The 19200-nt window shown below is 69.8% G+C and carries 16 protein-coding genes and 1 pseudogene; 13 read left to right on the forward strand and 4 right to left on the reverse strand.

Annotated features, from left to right (window positions below):
* Nucleotides 1–31 precede the first annotated feature (31 nt).
* Together mutS and ASD21_RS03745 are read left to right on the forward strand one after the other, a co-directional pair.
* A complete protein-coding gene (gene mutS / locus ASD21_RS03740; RefSeq protein WP_056436991.1) occupies nucleotides 32–2740 on the forward strand; it encodes a DNA mismatch repair protein MutS in 2709 nt (902 codons plus the stop codon).
* An 82-nt stretch (nucleotides 2741–2822) separates the two neighbouring features.
* Entirely contained in the window at nucleotides 2823–5648 is a 2826-nt protein-coding gene (locus ASD21_RS03745; protein WP_056436994.1) for a [protein-PII] uridylyltransferase, read from the forward strand.
* A 27-nt stretch (nucleotides 5649–5675) separates the two neighbouring features.
* Here the strand turns inward: ASD21_RS03745 and ASD21_RS23790 are convergent, their stop codons facing one another.
* A complete protein-coding gene (locus tag ASD21_RS23790; RefSeq protein ID WP_156390513.1) occupies nucleotides 5676–6209 on the reverse strand; it encodes a hypothetical protein in 534 nt (177 codons plus the stop codon).
* A gap of 914 nt (nucleotides 6210–7123) precedes the next feature.
* Nucleotides 7124–7579, reverse strand: coding sequence for a hypothetical protein (locus ASD21_RS03755; protein WP_056437000.1), 456 nt, complete (start codon nucleotides 7577–7579; stop codon nucleotides 7124–7126).
* A gap of 299 nt (nucleotides 7580–7878) precedes the next feature.
* Here ASD21_RS03755 and murJ point away from each other — a divergent pair, with 299 nt between their 5' ends.
* Together murJ and trpS are read left to right on the forward strand one after the other, a co-directional pair.
* Entirely contained in the window at nucleotides 7879–9516 is a 1638-nt protein-coding gene (gene murJ, locus ASD21_RS03760) for a murein biosynthesis integral membrane protein MurJ (RefSeq protein ID WP_056437001.1), read from the forward strand.
* Nucleotides 9517–9835: 319 nt separating this feature from the next.
* Nucleotides 9836–10870, forward strand: coding sequence for a tryptophan--tRNA ligase (gene trpS, locus ASD21_RS03765; protein WP_056437004.1), 1035 nt, complete (start codon nucleotides 9836–9838; stop codon nucleotides 10868–10870).
* A gap of 4 nt (nucleotides 10871–10874) precedes the next feature.
* Here trpS and ASD21_RS24575 read toward each other — a convergent pair.
* A pseudogene (locus tag ASD21_RS24575) lies at nucleotides 10875–10983 on the reverse strand (hypothetical protein); the annotation flags it as partial.
* Between the two features lie 56 nt (nucleotides 10984–11039).
* Nucleotides 11040–12320, reverse strand: a complete 1281-nt coding sequence (locus tag ASD21_RS03770; RefSeq protein WP_056437005.1) for a cytochrome P450 — start codon at nucleotides 12318–12320, stop codon at nucleotides 11040–11042.
* A 134-nt stretch (nucleotides 12321–12454) separates the two neighbouring features.
* On the opposite strand from ASD21_RS03770, the gene ASD21_RS03775 reads away from it, so the two are divergent.
* From ASD21_RS03775 to ASD21_RS03815, 9 genes are all read left to right on the forward strand, one after another.
* Nucleotides 12455–13024 carry a NifU family protein gene (locus ASD21_RS03775; protein WP_056437008.1) on the forward strand — a complete coding sequence of 190 codons (570 nt, stop codon included), beginning with the start codon at nucleotides 12455–12457 and terminating at the stop codon, nucleotides 13022–13024.
* 118 nt (nucleotides 13025–13142) lie between these two features.
* Nucleotides 13143–13730, forward strand: a complete 588-nt coding sequence (locus ASD21_RS03780) for a malonic semialdehyde reductase (protein ID WP_056437010.1) — start codon at nucleotides 13143–13145, stop codon at nucleotides 13728–13730.
* Between the two features lie 122 nt (nucleotides 13731–13852).
* Complete coding sequence (locus ASD21_RS03785) at nucleotides 13853–14494, forward strand: DUF1131 family protein (protein WP_056437014.1); 642 nt, start codon at nucleotides 13853–13855, stop codon at nucleotides 14492–14494.
* 4 nt (nucleotides 14495–14498) lie between these two features.
* Nucleotides 14499–15149: a hypothetical protein gene (locus ASD21_RS03790; RefSeq protein ID WP_056437016.1), complete on the forward strand. Its 651-nt coding sequence runs from the start codon at nucleotides 14499–14501 to the stop codon at nucleotides 15147–15149.
* A gap of 11 nt (nucleotides 15150–15160) precedes the next feature.
* Nucleotides 15161–15802: a tRNA (adenosine(37)-N6)-threonylcarbamoyltransferase complex dimerization subunit type 1 TsaB gene (gene tsaB / locus ASD21_RS03795; protein WP_056437124.1), complete on the forward strand. Its 642-nt coding sequence runs from the start codon at nucleotides 15161–15163 to the stop codon at nucleotides 15800–15802.
* A complete protein-coding gene (locus ASD21_RS03800; protein WP_056437020.1) occupies nucleotides 15799–16251 on the forward strand; it encodes a GNAT family N-acetyltransferase in 453 nt (150 codons plus the stop codon). The genes tsaB and ASD21_RS03800 overlap by 4 nt, the downstream gene beginning before the upstream one ends.
* A 61-nt stretch (nucleotides 16252–16312) precedes the next feature.
* A complete protein-coding gene (locus ASD21_RS03805) occupies nucleotides 16313–16720 on the forward strand; it encodes a Fur family transcriptional regulator (RefSeq protein ID WP_056437023.1) in 408 nt (135 codons plus the stop codon).
* Between the two features lie 177 nt (nucleotides 16721–16897).
* Nucleotides 16898–18250, forward strand: a complete 1353-nt coding sequence (miaB, locus tag ASD21_RS03810) for a tRNA (N6-isopentenyl adenosine(37)-C2)-methylthiotransferase MiaB (RefSeq protein ID WP_056437026.1) — start codon at nucleotides 16898–16900, stop codon at nucleotides 18248–18250.
* A complete protein-coding gene (locus ASD21_RS03815) occupies nucleotides 18247–19191 on the forward strand; it encodes a PhoH family protein (RefSeq protein WP_056437028.1) in 945 nt (314 codons plus the stop codon). The genes miaB and ASD21_RS03815 overlap by 4 nt, the downstream gene beginning before the upstream one ends.
* The last annotated feature ends 9 nt before the right edge of the window (nucleotides 19192–19200 follow it).

Raw genomic sequence — 19200 nt, forward strand, 5'->3', positions numbered from 1 at the left:
CGACGCTCGACGCTCTGTACCTTCCGGCGCGATGAACGCCCCCGCCTCCCCCGCCGTCCAGACCTATGACGCCACCGGCGCGACCCCGGTGATGCAGCAGTTCTTCGAGATGAAGGCGCGGCACCCCGACGCCCTGATCTTTTTCCGGATGGGCGACTTCTACGAGCTGTTCTTCGACGACGCCTACAAGGCCGCCGCCGCCCTGGGCATCAGCCAGACCTTCCGGGGCACGCACAACGGCCAGCCGATCCCGATGGCCGGCGTCCCCCAGCACGCGGCCGAGGCCTATCTGTCCAAGCTGATCCGCATGGGCTTCAAGGTCGCCGTCTGCGAGCAGATGGAAGACCCGGCCGAGGCCAAGAAGCGCGGCTCCAAGTCGGTGGTCCGCCGCGACATCGTCCGGGTGGTCACGCCTGGCACCCTGACCGAGGACGGCTTGCTGGACGCCCGGGGCGCCAACCGCCTGGCCGCCGTGGCCGTGCGGGCGGGCCAGGCGGCCGTGGCGGCCGTGGAGCTGTCGACCGGCGAGGTCGAATGCTTCCTGGTGGCCAAGGACGCCGTGGCGGCGATCCTGGCGGCGCTGGCCCCCTCCGAGACCCTGGTCGCCGACCGCCTGCTGTCGGACGACCAGCTGTCCCAGACCCTGAAGATCTGCGGCGGGCTGATCCAGCCCATGCCCTCGGCCCTGTCCGAGCCCCAGGCCTCGGAGACCCGCGTCAAGCGGCTGTACGGCGTCGACACCCTGGACGGGTTCGGCGGCCTGTCGCCGGCCGAGATCGGGGCCCTGGGCCTGATCGCCGCCCATCTGGAGATGACCCAGGCCGGCAAGCTGCCGGCCCTGCGGGCTCCGCGCCGCGCCGCCGAGGCCGACGTGATGGCCATCGACCCGGCCACGCGCTCCAGCCTGGAGATCGACCGCACCCAAGGCGGTGATCGAAGCGGCTCGCTGCTGGCCTGCATCGACCGCACCGTGACCGCCGGCGGCGCCCGGATGCTGGCCTCGCGCCTGGCCCGCCCGCTGCTGGACCCCCACGCCATCGACGCCCGCCTGGACGCGGTGGAGTGGTTCGTCGACCACCGGAGCTTGCGCGAACGCCTGCGCGAGGTGCTCAAGGGCGCCGGCGACATGGCCCGCGCGCTGTCGCGCCTGGCCCTGGGCCGCGGCGGTCCCCGCGACCTGGGCTGCCTCAAGGACGGCCTGAAGACCGGCGAGAAGCTGGCCGGCATGGTCGGCGGCTCGGGCGATCCGCTGTCGCCGCCCCCCGCCGAGCTGGAAGCGGCGCTGAAGGCCCTGACCCCGTCTCTGCGCGAGGGCCTGTCGCGTCTGCTGGATCGACTGGAGACGGGGCTGGGTCCCGACCTGCCGGCCCTGGCGCGCGACGGCGGCTTCGTGGCCGCCGGCGTCCGCCCCGAGCTGGACCAGGCCCGCGCCCTGCGCGACGACAGCCGCCGGGTGGTGGCCGCCCTCGAGACCCGTCTGTGCCAGGAAAGCGGCGTGCCGCTGAAGATCCGCCACAACGGCGTGCTGGGCTATTTCGTCGAGGCCACGGCCGGCAAGGCCGACCCGCTGTTCCAGCCGCCGCTGAACGCGACCTTCATCCACCGCCAGACCCTGGCCAACCAGGTGCGGTTCACCACCGTCGAGCTGGCCGACCTGGACGCCCGCATCGCCCAGGCGGCCGAGCGGGCCCTGGCCATGGAGGTCGCGGCCTTCGAGGACTGGCGCGCCGAAGCCGTCGCCCTGGCCGAGCCGATCCAGCTGGCCGCCGAGGCCCTGGCCAAGCTGGACGTCGCCGCCGCCCTGGCCGAGTGGGCCGAGGACGCCGGCGCCGTGCGCCCGACCGTCGACAGGTCCCTGGCCTTCGACGCCCGCGCCGCCCGCCACCCGGTGGTCGAGGCCGCCGTCAAGCGGGCCGGCGACCCCTATACCCCCAACGACTGCCGCCTGGACGCGGCCGGCGAGGCCGGGGCGCGGCTGTCGATCGTCACCGGCCCCAACATGGCCGGTAAATCGACCTTCCTGCGCCAGAACGCCCTGCTGGCCATCCTGGCGCAGTCGGGCTGCTACGTGCCGGCCAAGAGCCTGCGTCTGGGCGTCGTCGACCGCCTGTTCAGCCGCGTCGGGGCCGGCGACGACCTGGCCCGGGGCCGCTCGACCTTCATGATGGAGATGGTCGAGACCGCCGCCATCCTGACCCAGGCCAGCCCGCGCAGCCTGGTGATCCTGGACGAGATCGGCCGGGGCACGGCCACCTATGACGGCCTGGCCATCGCCTGGGCCTGCGCCGAGGCTCTGCACGACGTCAACCGCTGCCGGGCCCTGTTCGCCACCCACTATCACGAGCTGGCCACGCTGGAGACGCGGCTGGCCCATGTCTCCAACCTGTCCCTGCGCGCCAAGGAGTGGAACGGCGACCTGGTGTTCCTGCACGAGGCGGCCCCGGGCCCGGCCGACCGCTCCTACGGGGTGCAGGTGGCCAAGCTGGCCGGCGTGCCGCCCCAGGTCGTGGCCCGCGCCAAGGAGGTGCTGGACCGCCTGGAGAGCAAGACCGAATCGCCGGCCAAGCTGGACGAGCTGCCGCTGTTCGCGGCCAGCGCCCCCTTCAACCCGGCCGGGGCGCCCGTTATGGCGGCGCCGAGCCGCACCGACGCGGCGCTGGAGGACCTGGATGTCGACGGCATGAGCCCGCGCGAGGCCCTTGAAGCGCTTTACAGACTTAAGGCTCTGCTCAAGGCCTGAGGTCCTATAGTGGAAGCGTGATGTTTCGCCGCGGCCGGTCGGGCTTCCAGCGAACGCGCCCTGGGAACACCATATAATCGCCATGCCCCGTCGCCTTCGCCCCACGCCCCTGGAACACGTCGTCGACGGCCACGCCCTGCGGGCGCGCCTGTCGGCCGCCGCCCTCGACCTGATCGGCGACGAGGCCGGCCAGCGCGCCCGCGCCATCGAGATCCTGAAGCAGGCGCTGTTTCGCGGCCGGATGATCGCCAAGGAGCGGCTCGAGAACGGGGCCGGCGGCCTGGAGACGGCGCGGCTGCTCAGCGGGGTCACCGACGAGGTGATCACCGCCCTCTACGACTTCACCACCGTCCACGTGTTCCGGGCCCGCAACCCGACCGAGGGCGAGCGCCTGTGCCTGCTGGCCGTCGGCGGCTACGGCCGGCGCACCCTGGCGCCGTTCTCGGACATCGATCTGCTGTTCCTGCGGCCCTACAAGCAGACGCCGCACGCCGAGAGCGTGATCGAGTTCATGCTGTATGCGCTGTGGGACCTGGGCTTCAAGGTCGGCCACGCCTCGCGGACCATCGAGGAGTGCGTGCGGCTCTCCAAGGAAGACTACACGATCCGCACCTCGATCCTGGAGGCCCGCCGCCTGACCGGCGACGAGCGCCTGGGCGAGGAGCTGAAGAAGCGGTTCCGCGACGACGTCATGAAGGGCACCGGCGCGGCCTTCGTCGCCGCCAAGCTCAAGGAGCGCGACGACCGCCAGGCCCGGGCCGGGGCCAGCCGCTACATGGTCGAGCCCAACGTCAAGGAGGGCAAGGGCGGCCTGCGCGACCTGCACACCCTGATGTGGATCGCCGAATATCTGCACCCGGTCGATCGGCCCGAGGACGTCTTCCTGCTGGAAGTGTTCGACCGCCGCGAGGCCAAGGGTTTCATCCGGGCCTTCGATTTCCTGCACGCCGTGCGCGCCCACCTGCACTTCGCCACCGGCCGCCCCGAGGAGCGCCTGACCTTCGACCTGCAGCCCGAGATCGCCCGTCGCATGGGCTATGGCGACCGCGGCGACGCTCCGGCCGTCGAGCGCTTCATGCGCCGCTACTTCCTGGTGGCCAAGGAGGTCGGGGCCCTGACCCGCGCCTTCTCGGCCAAGCTGGAGGCCGAGCACTTCAAGCACGAGCCCAAGGGCATCTCGCGCTTCCTGCCCGGCGGCGGCCGGCCCAAGCGCAAGGCCCTGGACGTGGCCGGGTTCTACGAGGACGGCGGCCGGCTGAACATCGATGGCCCGGACGTGTTCGAGCGCGACCCGGTCAACCTGATCCGCCTGTTCAAGACCGCCGACGAGCGGGATCTCGACCTGCATCCCGACGCCTTCACCACGGTGACCCGCACCCTGAACCTGATCACCTCGAAGGTCCGCCGCGACCCGCGGGCGACCGAGGCGTTTCTGCAGCTGCTGGCCTACGGCAAGCGCAGCTACCGCACCCTGACCCTGATGAACGACGCCGGGGTGCTGGGCCGCTTCATCCCCGAGTTCGGGCGCGTCGTCGCCCAGATGCAGTTCAACATGTACCACTCCTACACGGTGGACGAGCACACCCTGCGGGCCGTGGGCGTCATCGGCGACATGGCCGCCGGCCGGCTGGTCGAGGACCACCCGCTGGCGGTCTCCATCATGCCGCTGATCGAGGACCGCGAGGCCCTGTTCCTGGCCATGCTGCTGCACGACACCGGCAAGGGCGGGGTCGGCGGCCAGGAGAAGGCCGGGGCCCGCAGCGCCCGCAGCGCCTGCGAGCGGCTGGGCGTCGACCGCGTCAAGGTCGAGCTGGTCGCCTGGCTGGTCGAGAACCATCTGGTGATGAGCGACTTCGCCCAGAAGCGCGACGTGGCCGATCCGGGCACGGTGGCCGCCTTCGCCCGCATCGTCGAGAACCCCGAGCGCCTGCGCCTGCTGCTGGTGATCACCGTGGCCGACATCCGGGCCGTCGGCCCCGGCGTCTGGAACGGCTGGAAGGGCCAGCTGCTGCGCGAGCTCTACAACGCCACCGAGGCGGTGTTCCGGGGCGGGCGCGGCAGCGACGCCGCCGCCAGCGTCCAGCGCCACCAGGAAGCCGCCGCCGAGGCCGCGCGCGAAGCCCTGGTCGCGGCCGACCCCGCCGCCAAGGGCTGGGCCCAGGCGATGGAGGCCGCCTATTTCGGGGCCTTCTCGCAGGACGACCTGAAGGCCCACGCCGAGCTGGCCCGCCGCGCGGCGATCCAGGGCGGGGCGGCCGCCGAGGGCCGGGTGCCGGTCGGCGCCAACGCCGCCGAGATCGTCATCGCCGCCAAGGACCGTCGCGGCCTGTTCGCGGATCTGGCCCTGGCCATCTCCTCGCTGGGCGGCAACGTCGTGGGGGCCCGGGTCTTCACCTCGCGCCAGGGCCAGGCCCTGGACGTGTTCCATGTGCAGGACGTGACCGGCGCGGCCCTGGGCTGCGAGAACCCCCGCGCCCTGCGCCGCCTGGCCGACGCCCTGGAGGCGGCCGGCCGCGGCGAGCCCCTGACCCTGGAGCCGCGCCGCGGCGGCGAGCCGTCGCGCACGGCGGCCTTTTCGATCGCCCCGACCGTGGTCATCGACAACGAGGCGTCCAACGAGGCCACCGTGGTCGAGGCCTCGGGCCGCGACCGTCCGGGCCTGCTGCAGGCCCTGGCCCGCACCCTGGCCGACAACGGCCTGTCCATCCAGTCGGCCCACATCGACGGCTACGGCGAGCGGGCGGTCGACGCCTTCTACGTCCAGACGTCCGAGGGCGGGAAGGTGGCCGACGCCAAGAAGGTCACGGCGTTGAAGGCCGACCTGCTGGCGGCGCTGGAGCAGAACGAGGCCGGGGCGCCGAACACGCGGCCGGGGCTCAAGCGGGCGCGGGCGAGCGTGGCGCGGTAGTTGGGGCGGGCCTCCGTCGGCTCTAGGCTAAGTGCTCGGATCCATTTGGTCGCCAAACCCGAGATCGAGGCACAAGGCGCTGACCGCATCGACAAACGCCTGAGCGGATTGAACTAGGCGTTCGCGTTCGGCTGCGAGTTCGGACCGTCGGAAATAGCGCTTTTCGATCTTGTCTGGGGTGGTCTTGGTCCCAGGAACAAAGCGCCGAAATTGAACTGCCATGTCGCCCGCGAGGGTGAAGTGGAACTCGCAAAATCCGTGGACCAACAGATGGCGGGTGGCTGCCAGTGCCGGATCACAAAACTCTTCGATGAGAGGGCCGATCTTGGATGCATAGGGATTGAAGGGGCCATGCTTCAACATATCGCGGACTTCGCTTGCTCGGCGTTCTAAGTTGCGTTGAATTCGCCAACCCTCCTTGCGGTATTCGGGCACCCGCTGTGCGGCGACTGTTAGATGCCCGAGAAGAAATTCGACCTGTGCATAGCTGTTTACAATCCAGCCGCGATGCAGAGCGATTGCTTCAAGCTCGTCCTTCCATTCCTGCTTGACCTCATCCATGTGGTTCTGAGTAGCTCCCCATCCGCCCCGGATGGGGCCACGCCTTAAAGCCTTGGTGGATCGGAGCTCTGGCGTCTGGCCGTGTCAAGGACGGCGCGTCGCGCCGCCGCGACGAGGCCGGCCGGAGGCCGGTCCTTGACACGGCCAGACGCCAGAGCAGGCTCGCCATCAAGGTTTCAAGGCGCGGCCTCGCCGCTGGCGGATGACGTCAGGAGTGTTTCCGGCAAACGCCCAGTCCCTCCCCCTTGCGGGGAGGGTGGCGGCGAAGCCGACGGGTGGGGGATCGGTGCAGGGTGTTGGACGCGGGGCTTGTGCTGCTGACTCAGCAGCCCCCCACCCGACCCTGGCGCTGCCAGGGCCACCCTCCCCGCAGGGGGGAGGGAAGGGTTTGCGCTCAGCGGATAGCGAACGAAGTCCAGTGATTTCAACGCCCTGAACTTTCTCGACCCGATTTGGTCCTCACCCTTCCAAACCACCCCCATACTGATCCCACCTGAAGGCATGGGGAGGGCGCACGTACCGCGACCGATGCGGCTTTCGGGAGTGGTCGAACGGGAAGCGCTTGTCGGTGGTCTTCAGTGACAGCCTTCGCGACGGTCCTGGGCAGGTTCCTTGCAACACAGGACGAAGCCCAGGCGGCGAGGGATCGACGGACGCGGCAGGCCTGGGCTGAAATCGCCCAGGCGGTCCAGGACGCGCCAACGTCCTGCCCGTCGGGGGCCTCCATCCGGGCGGGTTAAGAATCCGCGATCCGAAGGCTTCCGGATAACGGCCGCGCGAAGCGTCTGAACTTCGTCGAAACGGTACACATAATTGCAAATCCTCCGGGCGAGGCCCGGGCGCTTCGCACCCTCCCCATCAGCTCAGCGGGTTTCCGCGTGAGGCGCGAAACCCTGCCGGTGAGCTTCGTCCCCCTACCGCCGATCGCTCATCCGGAACGGCGGGATCAGCACGCAGCGGGCCTTGCCGTCCACCACCCCCACCCGGACGGCGCTCATCAAGGGCGGCGCGAAATAGGCCTGGGTTCCGGGCGTCTTGACGGCCAGCAGGACCGGTCCGGTGAACTGGCAGACCGGATGCTCGCCCCAGCCTTTCGCGTCGGGCCGATGGACGCACATCATGTGGCCGACCCGGTATTCGAAGCTGGCGTCCTCGAAGGTGGTGACCTTGGCCACGCCGGGAGCGGCCACGTAGGTCGCCGCGTCGACGGTCGGGCAGGGCGGTCCGTCGAGACTCCAGGCCGCCGCCTCCGCGTCGTCGCCCTGTCTCTGCGTGACATAGATGTGAGCGAAGGCCGCCAGCCCCAGCAGCACGACGAACGCCGCGCCGAGCATCTGGCCGCGACCGAAGATCCTGTTCGCCATGGGCATGGAAGTCCGGTTCCAGGGTTCGGGAAGGTCAAGCCTAGCGGCGCCGTGGGCGGCGCGCCAGGGCGCCGGCGGGAGGTCCGGCGACGTCGCGTCGGCGAACACTTGCCCCCACCTGACCGCTTCGCGGTCTGTCCGCCCCCACAGGGGGCGGAGGGCGCGCGCACAGTCCCTCTTCCCCCTGTGGGGGAAGACGACCGCGAAGCGGTCCGTAGGGGGCAAGGAGGCGGTGCACTGGAAACCCTCCGGAAATCCCCAAACCCTCGCTTGACGGCCTCTCGCCCAGCCCCCAGAAGCCATGCGTGACCGACATCGCGCCCCCCGAACAAGCTCCGACCGACCCGGCCCCCGCCAAGAAGGCCGGCGGGCTGCTCAAGTCGTCGATGATCTATTCCAGCCTGACCCTGGTCAGCCGGTTCATGGGCTTCGCGCGCGACCTGGCGGTCTCGTACCGGATGGGGGCCAGCGCCACCCCGGCCGCCGACGCCTACAACGCGGCCCTGGCCTTCCCGAACCTGTTTCGCCGGTTCTTCGCCGAGGGCGCCTTCGCCGCGGCCTTCGTGCCGGCCTACGCCAAGTCGCTGCAGACCGACGGCGAGGAGACGGCCGACATCCTGGCCGCCGACGCCATGGCCACCCTGGCGGCCTCGACGATCATCATCACCGTGATCTGCCAGCTGGCCATGCCCTGGCTGATGATGCTGATCAGCCCGGGTTTTGGCTGGGGCACCGAGAAGTACAAGCTGGCGGTGCTGCTGACCCAGATCACCATGCCCTACCTGCCGTGCATGGCCATCGTCGCCCACCTGTCGGGGGTGCTGAACGCCCGCGACCGCTTCGTGCTGTCGGCCGGGGCGCCGATCCTGCTGAACATCGCCACCCTGGTCTTCATCCTGCCCCAGACCACCGCCGTCTCGGCCGCGACCTGGGGTTCGGTGGGGGTGATCGTGGCCGGCGTCGCCCAGGCGGCCCTGCTGACCTGGGGGGTCAACAAGTCCGGGGCCAAGGTCCACTGGCGGCTGCCGCGCCTGACGCCCGAGGTGAAGGCCCTGATCGGCAAGGCCATCCCCGGGGCCCTGGCGGCCAGCGCCACCCAGGTCAACATCTTCATCTCCGGCAACCTGGCCAGCAACGTGCCCGGCGGCCGCACCTGGCTGGCCACGGCCGACCGCCTGTACCAGCTGCCGCTGGGCCTGGTGGGCGTGGCGATCGGGGTGGCCCTGCTGCCGCGCCTGTCGCGGGCGGTCAACACCGGCGACGGCCACGACGCCCAGACCGCCATGGACCAGGCCATCACCCTGGCCATGGCCCTGACCATCCCCGCCGCCGCGGCCCTGGTCTCGATGCCGGGCTTCCTGTCGGACGCCCTCTACACCCGGGGCCAGTTCACCACCTTCGACGCCAGCCAGACGGCCTCGGCCCTGTTCTTCTACGGGCTGGGCACGCCCGCCTTCGTGCTGCAGCAGCTGTATTCGCGGGCCTTCTTCGCGCGGGGCGACACCAGGAGCCCGATGCGCTTCGCCCTGATCTCGGTGGCGATGAACATCGGCCTGGGCATTCTGCTGTTCAACCTGGTCGGGGTGAAGGGCATCGCCGCCGCCACCGCCGTCGCCTCGTGGATCAATGTCGGCCAGATGGCCTTCGGCCTGTCGCGCAAGAACCACTACAGCCCGTCCCTGGCCACCTGGTCGCGGGTGGCGCGGATCCTGGCGGCCAGCGTGGCCATGGGCGGCGCCCTGGCGGCGGCCTCGCACTGGCGGACGCTGATCGAGGCGCCGCTGCGCGAGCTGGGCCTGCGCGGCCACACCCTGGGGGCCAAGGAAGCGGCCCTGCTGCTGACCGTGCTGGTCGGCGGGGCGCTGTATCCGCCGCTGGTCTTCCTGTTCGGCGGGGTGACGCCGGCCGAGCTGAAGGGCGTGCTCAAGCGGGGCAGGGGGTAGGGGGCCTGGCATTTGCCGCCGCAGAGCCGCCCTCGTCCTTCGACAAGCTCAGGATGAGGGCTATTTTCAGCGCCGGCGCAGTAGGAAACCTCATCCTGAGCTTGTCGAAGGACGAGGTTTTCGGACCAAGAACGCGACTATCCACGGAACCTGGCGCCTTGCCCTCTCAGCCCCGGCCCGGTAACGAACAGCCATGGCTTCGATCGGTTCTTCCGCGCCGCGATGGCGCCGCTTCTTCTGATCCGTTCCGCCGCGCTTCCGGCGCGGACCGCGCAGTTGCGCGTTCGCCATACCGCTTTCAAGTACCAAGGCTGAAGCCATGACCGACCACACCCCTGTCGCCTACACGGGCCCGACCCGCGTGCTCTCCGGCGTCCAGCCGTCCGGCGCCCTGCACCTGGGCAACTATCTCGGCGCCCTGGTGAAGTTCGCTAAGCTGCAGCACGAGATGGACACCTTCATCTTCGTGGCCGACCTGCACGCCATCACCGTCTGGCAGGACCCGGCCGCCCTGGCCCAGCAGACCCGCGAGATCGCCGCCGCCTACCTGGCCGCCGGCCTGGATCCGACGAAGGCGACGATCTTCCCGCAGTCGGCGGTGCGCGAGCATTCCGAACTGGCCTGGATCTTCCAGTGCGTGGCCCGCCTGGGCTGGCTGGACCGCATGACCCAGTTCAAGGAGAAGAGCGGCAAGCACAAGGAGCGCTCCAGCGTCGGCCTCTACACCTATCCGGTGCTGCAGGCCGCCGACATCCTGGTCTACAAGGCCACCCACGTGCCGGTCGGCGAGGACCAGAAGCAGCACTTGGAACTGACCCGCGACATCGCCGGCAAGTTCAACCACGACTTCGGGGTTCCCGCCTTCTTCCCGCAGCCCGAGCCGCTGATCCAGGGTCCTGGGGCGCGGATCATGTCCCTGCGCGACGGCTCGGCCAAGATGAGCAAGTCCGATCCGTCGGACTACAGCCGCATCAACCTGACCGACACGGCCGACGACATCGCCGCCAAGGTCCGCAAGGCCCGCACCGACCCGGAGCCTCTGCCCGAGACCCTGGAGGAACTGACCGCCCGCCCCGAAGCCGACAACCTGGTCGGCATCTTCGCGGCGCTGTCGGGCCGGACCAAGGCCGAGGTGCTGGCCGAGTACGCCGGCAAGGGCTTTGGGACCTTCAAGCCGGCCCTGGCCGACCTGGCGGTCGAAAAGCTGGCCCCGGTCGGCGAGACGATGCGCCGGTTCTTGGCCGACCCGACCGAGATCGACCGCATCCTGAAGGCCGGCGCGGAACGGGCGTCCGACGTCGCCGCCCCGACGGTGGCCGAGGTGAAGAAGCTGGTCGGGTTCTGGGGGGCTTAGCCTTGAACCCTCTCCCAAAGGGAGAGGGAGGGGCCCGCCGCGTAGCGGTGGGAGGGTGAGGGGTTAGGGACGTTCGACGGCGTGCCGGCACGCCGGCTGGCGGCGTCACCCCTCATCCTCCCACGCCGGACGGCGCGGGCCCCTCCTTCTCCCCTCCGGGAGAAGGTGTTTAGAGCCGCGACGGAATCCGCACCGGCAGGCTCTCATAGCCCTTCACGAAGCTGGAATAGACGCGCTTGGGCTCGCCCATCACCTCGATCTTCGGGAAGCGCTTGAGGATCTCCTCCCAGATGATCTTCAGCTGCAGCTCGGCCAGGCGGTTGCCGACGCAGCGGTGGATGCCGAAGCCGAACGACAGGTGGCGGCGGGCGTTGGGACGGTCGATCAGGAAGGCGTTGGGGTTGTCGATGACCGTGTCGTCGCGGTTGCCCGAGACGTACCACATCACCACCTTGTCGCCCTTCCGGATGGTCTTGCCCGACAGCTCGAAGTCCTCGATGGCCGTGCGGCGCATATAGGCCAGCGGGGTCTGCCAGCGGATGATCTCCGAGACCATGTTGGGGATCAGCGACGGGTCGGCCCGCAGCTTGGCTTCCTGGTCGGGGTTCTGGGAGAGGGCCAGCAGGCCGCCGGTGATCGAGTTGCGGGTCGTGTCATTGCCCCCGACGATCAGCAGGATGATGTTCCCCAGATACTCCATCGGCGGCATGTTCCGCGTCGCCTCGCCGTGGGCCAGCATCGAGATCAGGTCGTTGCCGGGCTCGGTCGAGTTGACGCGCTGGTTCCACAGCTCGGTGAAATAGGCCAGGCACTCCATCAGCTCGGCCCGGCGCTGCTCCTCGGTGTCGACGACGCCGGCGCCCGGCACGGCGGTCGAGACGTCGGACCAGCGGGTCAGCTTGCGGCGCTCCTCCCAGGGGAAGTCGAACAGGGTGGCCAGCATCTGGGTGGTCAGCTCGATCGACACCTTGTCCACCCAGTCGAAGGTCTCGCCGATCGGCAGGCCGTCGAGGATGCCCCCGACCCGTTCGCGGATCGTGCCCTCCAGCATCGCCAGGTTCACCGGCGAGACGATCGGGCTGACGGTCTTGCGCTGGATGTCGTGCTTGGGCGGATCCATGGCGATGAACATCGGCAGGACGAAGTCCTCGTCGAAGTTGCGGATCGTGATGCCGCCGAAGCTCGAGTCCGACGAGAACACCTGGTGGGTGGTGTCGACGGTCATGATGTCGTTGTAGCGGGTGACCGACCAATAGGGCCCGTGCTCGCTGTCGGCGCAGTAGTGCACCGGGTCCTCGGCCCGCAGCCGCTCGAAATAGGGCCAGTGGGCGTCGGCCTGGAACAGGGCGGGATCGGCGACGTCGATCTGCTCCAGCGGCATGGCGTAGGCCTTGGCCCGCGCGGCCTCCTTCTGGGCGTCGCCGGAAAGATCGATGGCTCCGTCGCTCATGGCGACCTCCCCTGAAAACTTGGGTGTGAAACGTTTGTTTTGATCATGGAGACATAACGCGGTTCGTTTGTCACGATGACGCAAGCGGCAGCCTGGCACTTGTCCTGGCGGCTTCCCGGGTCCATTTCTCCGGCATGTTCATCCAGACCGAAACCACGCCCAATCCCGAGGTCCTGAAGTTCCTGCCCGGCCGCGAAGTGCTGGGGGAAGGCGCGCGGGAGTTCAAGACGGCCGAGGAGGGCGACGCCTCGCCGCTGGCCGAGGCCCTGTTCCGCCTGGGCGACGTCAACCGCGTGTTCTTCGGCCCGGACTTCTTGACGGTGACCAAGGCCGAGGGCGCCGAATGGCCGCACCTGAAGGCGCCGATCCTGGCCGCCATCATGGACCACTTCACCAGCGGCCGCCCCTTGCTGCTGGACCAGATCGAGAGCGGCCACGACGAGGACGGCGTCTACGACGAGGAAACCTCGCAGATCGTCGCCGAGATCAAGGACCTGCTCGACACCCGCATCCGCCCGGCCGTGGCCCAGGACGGCGGCGACATCGTGTTCTCCAAGTTCGAGCCGGCCACCGGCGTGGTCTGGCTGCACATGCGCGGCGCCTGCTCGGGCTGCCCCTCCTCGTCGGCCACGCTGAAGGCGGGCGTCGAGAACATGCTCAAGCACTATGTGCCGGAAGTGACCCGGGTCGAGCAGACGCTCTAGGGCGCCTTCATCGTGCGCGCGAGCGCGAGGGAATGCGCCTCAGGCGCCTTGCCAGCGCCGCTGAGCGTCCTTATCGTAACTGTATAAGTTGCAATTATATCGCTTACAAGGATCGCTGATGGCCAAGCTCGCCGACACGACTCTCGACCAACTGTTCACGAAGGCCCGCACCCGCAACGGCTGGAGCGACCAGCCCATCCCGGAAGCGGTTCTGCGCGAGCTCTACGACCTGGTGAAGTTCGGCCCGACCGCGGCCAACACCACGCCGGCCCGGTTCGTGTTCGTGCAAAGCCCCGAGGCCAAGGCCCGGCTGGCGGCCCTGTCGTCGGGCTCGAACGGCCCGAAGATCCTGCAGGCCCCGGTGACGGTGATCGTCGGCTACGACCTGGACTTCCCCGAGACCCTGGACCGCCTGTTCCCCAACGCCCCGGGCGCCAAGCACTGGTTCGGCGACGCCGTGGCCAAGGAGTGGGGCGCGCTGCGCAACAGCTCGCTGCAGGGCGGCTATTTCATCATGGCCGTGCGGGCCCTGGGCCTGGACGCCGGTCCGATGTCGGGCTTCGACAACGCCGCCGTCGACAAGGAATTCTTCGCCGGCACCAACATCAAGTCCAACTTCATCGTCTCGATCGGCTACGGCACCGAGGAGAACCTGTTCCCGCGCAATCCGCGCCTGGACTTCGAGGAAGCCGCGCGGATCGTCTGATCGACCGCGACGCCCCCTCCGTCGGGCTTCGCCCGCCACCTCCCCCGTTGCACGGGGGAGGAGAGGCTGATCCGTTTCCTCCTCACCCGCGAAGCGGGGGAGGTGGCGCTAAAAGGCGCCCCATGACCCCGCGCCTCGTCCTGATCGCCGCCCCGCTGCTGCTGCTCGCCGCCTGCGGCCCCGCCAAGCAAGCCGACACCGCCGCGCCGCCGGCCGTCGAAACGCCGAAATCCGGACCGGTCACGATCGCGGTCACGCCCTATGTCGGCGGGCCGCTGCGGGTGCGCGCCGACGGGGTGGGCCCGATCACCGGCGAGACGGCCTTCGACGCGGCGACGATCAAGGCCCTGTTCCCCAAGGCGGTGGTCAAGAGCGCCTTCATCCACACCGGCGAGGGCCCGCCCGGCCCGATCCTCACCGTCGACCAGGACAACGTCCCGCTGCTGGAGATCGGCAAGGGCGCCGAGGGCGGCATCGGCGAGATCCGCCTGGCCGGCGGGCCGGCCCAGGGCCCCAAGGGCGAAGCCCTGCTCGGAAAGTGGGCCGACCTCGGCTTCGACATCGCCCAGTGCCGGGCCGGCGAGGGCCGCACGGTCAACCAGACCGTCTGCGTGCGTCCCGAGGCCCCGACCGTGTCCTATGTGTTCGGCGTGCCGGGCTGGACGAGGGGCGGCCTGCCGCCGGTCGAGGTGCTGAAGGCCAAGGGCCAGCTGAACGAATTCGTCTGGCGGCCGGCCGAGAAAGCCGCCGTCGGCGCGGCCTGATCCGATGGTCCGACGCCTCCTCCTCGCCGCGCCGCTGCTGGCCCTGGCCGCCTGCGGTCCGGCCGACAAGCCCGCGGCTTCCAAAAACGCCGCGCCCGCCGCGCCGGCCCCCGCCGTGGTGACCCGCCAGGACGCGTCGGGCGCCGTCGACCGCTTCACGCCCTATGAAGGCGGTCCGTTGGCCCTGGACGAGTTCTCGGTCGGTCCGGTCATGGCCCAGACCGGGTTTTCGCTCGAGGCGATCCAGCCCCGGTTCCCCAAAGCGGTGGTGAAGACCGCTTTCCTGCACCAGGGCGCGGGCGAGCCGACGCCGATCATCACCGTCGAACAGGGCGGCGGCGTGATCGAGATCCAGGGCAATCCCGGCGCGCGTACCGTCGGCGACATCCGGATCAGCGGCGGAACGCCGGAGGGCCCGCGCGGCGAGGCCTTGGGCATGAAATGGGCCGACGCCGACATGGACTATCCGCGCTGCTGGATGGGCAAGGACCGCGACGCTCACGCAGTGATCTGCACCCAGCCCGGCGAGCCGGTGCTGCGCTACGTGTTCGCCGTCCCCGGCTGGACCCAGGACGCGATGCCGCCCGAGGCGGTGCTGCGCGACAAGGCGGTCCTGCGCGAGTTCCTGTGGCGCGGCGGGGCGCCGGTCCAATGATCCCCTCTTCCTTGATTTTGGCGATAGACACCTGCCTGGCCGCCAGCTCGGTCGCGGTGCTGGACGGCGACGTCGTCCGCGCCGCCCGCAGCGAGCCGATGACCCGCGGCCACCAGGAGCGCATCGCCGTCCTGGCCCGCGAGGTCATGGCCGAGGCCGGGGTAAAGTTCACCGACCTGACCCGCATCGCCGTCACCGTCGGTCCGGGCTCATTCACCGGCCTGCGCGTGGGGCTTTCGTTCGCCAAGGGCCTGGCCACGGCCCTGTCGATCCCCTGCGTCGGGGTCAACACGCTGGAGGCCCTGGCCGCTTCGACCGACGCGGCCGGCCTGGTCGCCGGGGTGCTCGACGCCAAGATGGGCCAGGTCTATCTGCAGGTCTTCGACGGCGGAAAGGCGCTGATGGCTCCGGACGCCCTGGAGGTCGGGGTCGCCGCCGCGCGCCTGGCCGAGCTCTATTCGGGCGGCTCGGCCACGCTGGTCGGCTCGGGGGCGCCCTTGATCGCCGACGTCCTGCCCCATGCGGCCGTGCTGACCCCGGCCTACGCCGATCCGGTCGCCGTCGCCCGCCTGGCCGCCGCCAAACCGGCCCCCACCCATTCGCCCCGGCCGCTCTATCTGCGCGCCCCCTACGCCGTGGCGCCCGCCGCATGATCCTGCGTCCCGTCGGGCTGGAAGCCTGCTTCACCCTGGCCGACCTGCACGACCGGGCCTTCGACCGGCCCTGGTCGGCGGAAGAGCTCGAGACCCTGCTCAAGGGCCCCGGCGCCTTCGCGGTGCTGGGCGAGGCGGGGGATCCGGAAGACGCCAAGGGCTTCATCCTGTGCCGCGCCGTCGCCGGCGAGGCCGAGATCCTGACCGTGGCCGTCGATCCGGCCGCCCGTCGCCGTGGCTGGGGCGCGGCCCTGGTCGAGATGGCGGCCGGGATCGCCCGGGAGGCCGGCGCCTTGGAGATGTTCCTGGAGGTCGCGGCCGACAATGTCGCGGCGATCAAGCTCTACGAGGCCGCCGGTTTCGGACGCGTCGGCCTGAGAAAGGGCTATTATCCCCATCCCGATGGGGCCAAGGACGCGGTGGTGATGCGTCGGACGCTTAACAGCTAGCGCCCAAGCCCCTATCTTGCCCGCGAATCTCGCTTGGATTCATCTTTCCGGAGACGCCGCCGTGGACCGCCTCGAAAAGCTCTGCATCGAAAAGGGCATGCGCATGACCGACCAGCGTCGGGTCATCGCCCGCGTGCTGTCGGCGGCCACCGACCACCCGGACGTCGAGGAGCTGCACCGCCGCGCCCACGCCGTGGACCCGCACATCTCGATCGCCACGGTCTATCGGACGGTTCGCCTGTTCGAGGAGAGCGGCATCATCGAGCGGCACGACTTCCGCGACGGTCGCTCGCGCTACGAAGAGACCCCCGACCATCACCACGACCACCTGATCGACATGAAGACCGGCAAGGTCGTCGAGTTCGTGGACGAGGAGATCGAGGCCCTGCAGAACGCCATCGCCCGCAAGCTGGGCTACAAGCTGGTGGATCACCGGCTGGAGCTCTACGGCGTTCCGATCGAGGAGTGATCCTCCACTTGCCCCCACCTGGCGGCTTCGCCGCCTGTCCGCCCCCATAGGGGGCGGAGGACCGCCACGCGACTCCTCTTCCCCCCATGGGGGAGGAGGGCCGAAGGCCCGGAGGGGGCAAGGGTGTGGCGCCCGCGTCCTTGCAAGGTCGCCCCCTCGCGCCCATAACCTCGCCGCATGAGCGAGACCCCGCAAAAGCGCCTCTATATCAAGACCTACGGCTGTCAGATGAACGTCTATGACAGCGAGCGCATGGCCGATGTCCTGCGTCCGCTGGGCTATGGCGTGGTCGACGATCCCGAAGGGGCCGATCTGGTGGTGCTCAACACCTGCCACATCCGCGAGAAGGCCACCGAGAAGGTCTATTCCGAGCTCGGCTACATCAAGCAGATGAAGAACCGCAAGGCCGAGGCCGGCGGCAAGATGACCATCGCCGTGGCCGGCTGCGTGGCCCAGGCCGAGGGCAAGGAGATCATGCATCGCCAGCCGGCGGTCGACCTGGTGGTCGGGCCCCAGGCCTATCACCAGCTGCCCGAGCTGATCGCCCGCGCCCATCGGGCGACCGGCGAGCGCCTCTCCGCCGACTTCGCCGCCGACGAGAAGTTCGACGCCCTGCCGGCCGAGCGCCAGGTCAACGGCGTCACCGCGTTCCTGACCGTGCAGGAGGGCTGCGACAAGTTCTGCACCTTCTGCGTGGTGCCCTACACCCGGGGCGGGGAGTGGTCGCGGCCGCCCGAGGCCATCGAGGACGAGGCCAAGCGCCTGGCCGACCAGGGCGTGCGCGAGGTCACCCTGCTGGGCCAGAACGTCAACGCCTATGACGGCGGCGGCTACACCCTGGCCAGGCTGGTCCGTCGTCTGGCCAAGATCCCGGGCCTCGATCGCATCCGCTACACCACCAGCCACCCGCGCGACATGGGCGACGACCTGATCGCGGCCCACGGCGAGCTGCCCGAACTGATGCCCTATCTGCACCTGCCGGTGCAGGCCGGGTCGGACAAGATCCTCAAGGCCATGAACCGCGACCACACGGCCGAAAGCTATGTGCGGCTGATCGAGAAGATCCGCGCCGCCCGGCCCGACATCGCCATGAGCGGCGATTTCATCGTCGGCTTCCCCGGCGAGCGCGACGGCGATTTCGAGAAGACGCTGGAGCTGGTCCGCGAGGTCGGCTTCGCCTCGGCCTTCTCGTTCAAATACTCGCGCCGCCCCGGCACGCCGGCCTCGGCCATGCCCGGCCAGGTGGACGAAACGGTCAAGGCCGAGCGTCTGGATCGCCTGAACGCCCTGCTCGACGAACAGCAGAAGGCCTTCAACGCGCTGCAGGTCGGCAAGGTCATGCCGGTGCTGTTCGAGAAAAAAGGTCGCAACCCCGGTCAAATCGTCGGCCGCAGTCCCTATCTGCAAGCGGTGCACGCGGTGGGCCCCGACAGCCTGCTGGGCCAGATCGTTCCCGTCCGCATCGAGTCGTCGGCCAAGATGAGCCTGGGCGGCGTGCTCGAAAGCCAAGTCATCCTGGAGTCCGTTTGAGCCGTACGCCCGAGTTCCTGCCCCTGTCCGACACCGCCGTCCGCGCCGTTTCCGGCCCGAACGGCCGTCACGCCGCCCTGATCGAGGACGCCTTCAAGGTGCTGATCGAGACCCCGGGCGGCGGGGTGACGATCACCGGCGACGTCAAGGCGCGCTCCAGCGCCAAGCGGGCGATCCAGGCCCTGGCCCACCGGGCCGACGCCGACGACGAGGTGGTCGAGGCCGACGTCCGGGTGGCCGTGGGCGAGGCTCACAGCGCGTCGGGCCAGGCCTCGCCGCGCGCCGTGCGCAAGGGTTCGGTCTCGCCCAAGACCAAGGGCCAGGCCAAGTACATGGAGGCCATGACCAGCCATCCGCTGTGCTTTGGCCTGGGTCCCGCGGGCACCGGCAAGACCTTCCTGGCCGTGGCCCACGGCGCGGGCATGCTGCTGCGCGGCGAGGTCGATCGGCTGATCGTCACCCGTCCCGCCGTCGAGGCCGGCGAGAAGCTGGGTTTCCTGCCGGGCGACCTGAACGAGAAGGTCGACCCCTACATGGCCCCCGTCTGGGAGGCCCTGACCGACATCATGGGCGCCGACCAGCTGCGCCGCCGTCGCGAGAAGCTGGAGATCGAGGTCGCCCCGATCGCCTTCATGCGCGGCCGCACCCTGGCTCATGCGTTCGTCATCGTCGACGAGGCCCAGAACTGCTCGCGCCTGCAGATGAAGATGGTCCTGACCCGCCTGGGCGAGGGCGCGCGGATGGTGGTGACCGGCGATCCGACCCAGGTCGACCTGCTCAATCCCCGCGATTCCGGCCTGGCCCACGCTGTGTCGATCCTGGAGGGCGTCGAGGGCGTGGCGGTGTCGCGCTTCACCTCGGCCGACGTGGTGCGCCACCCGCTGGTCGAGCGCATCGTCAAGGCCTACGACGCCGACGCCCTGCAGACGACGACGCGCTAGATGGCCATC

Source organism: Caulobacter sp. Root1455 (assembly GCF_001426905.1).
GTDB lineage: Bacteria > Pseudomonadota > Alphaproteobacteria > Caulobacterales > Caulobacteraceae > Caulobacter.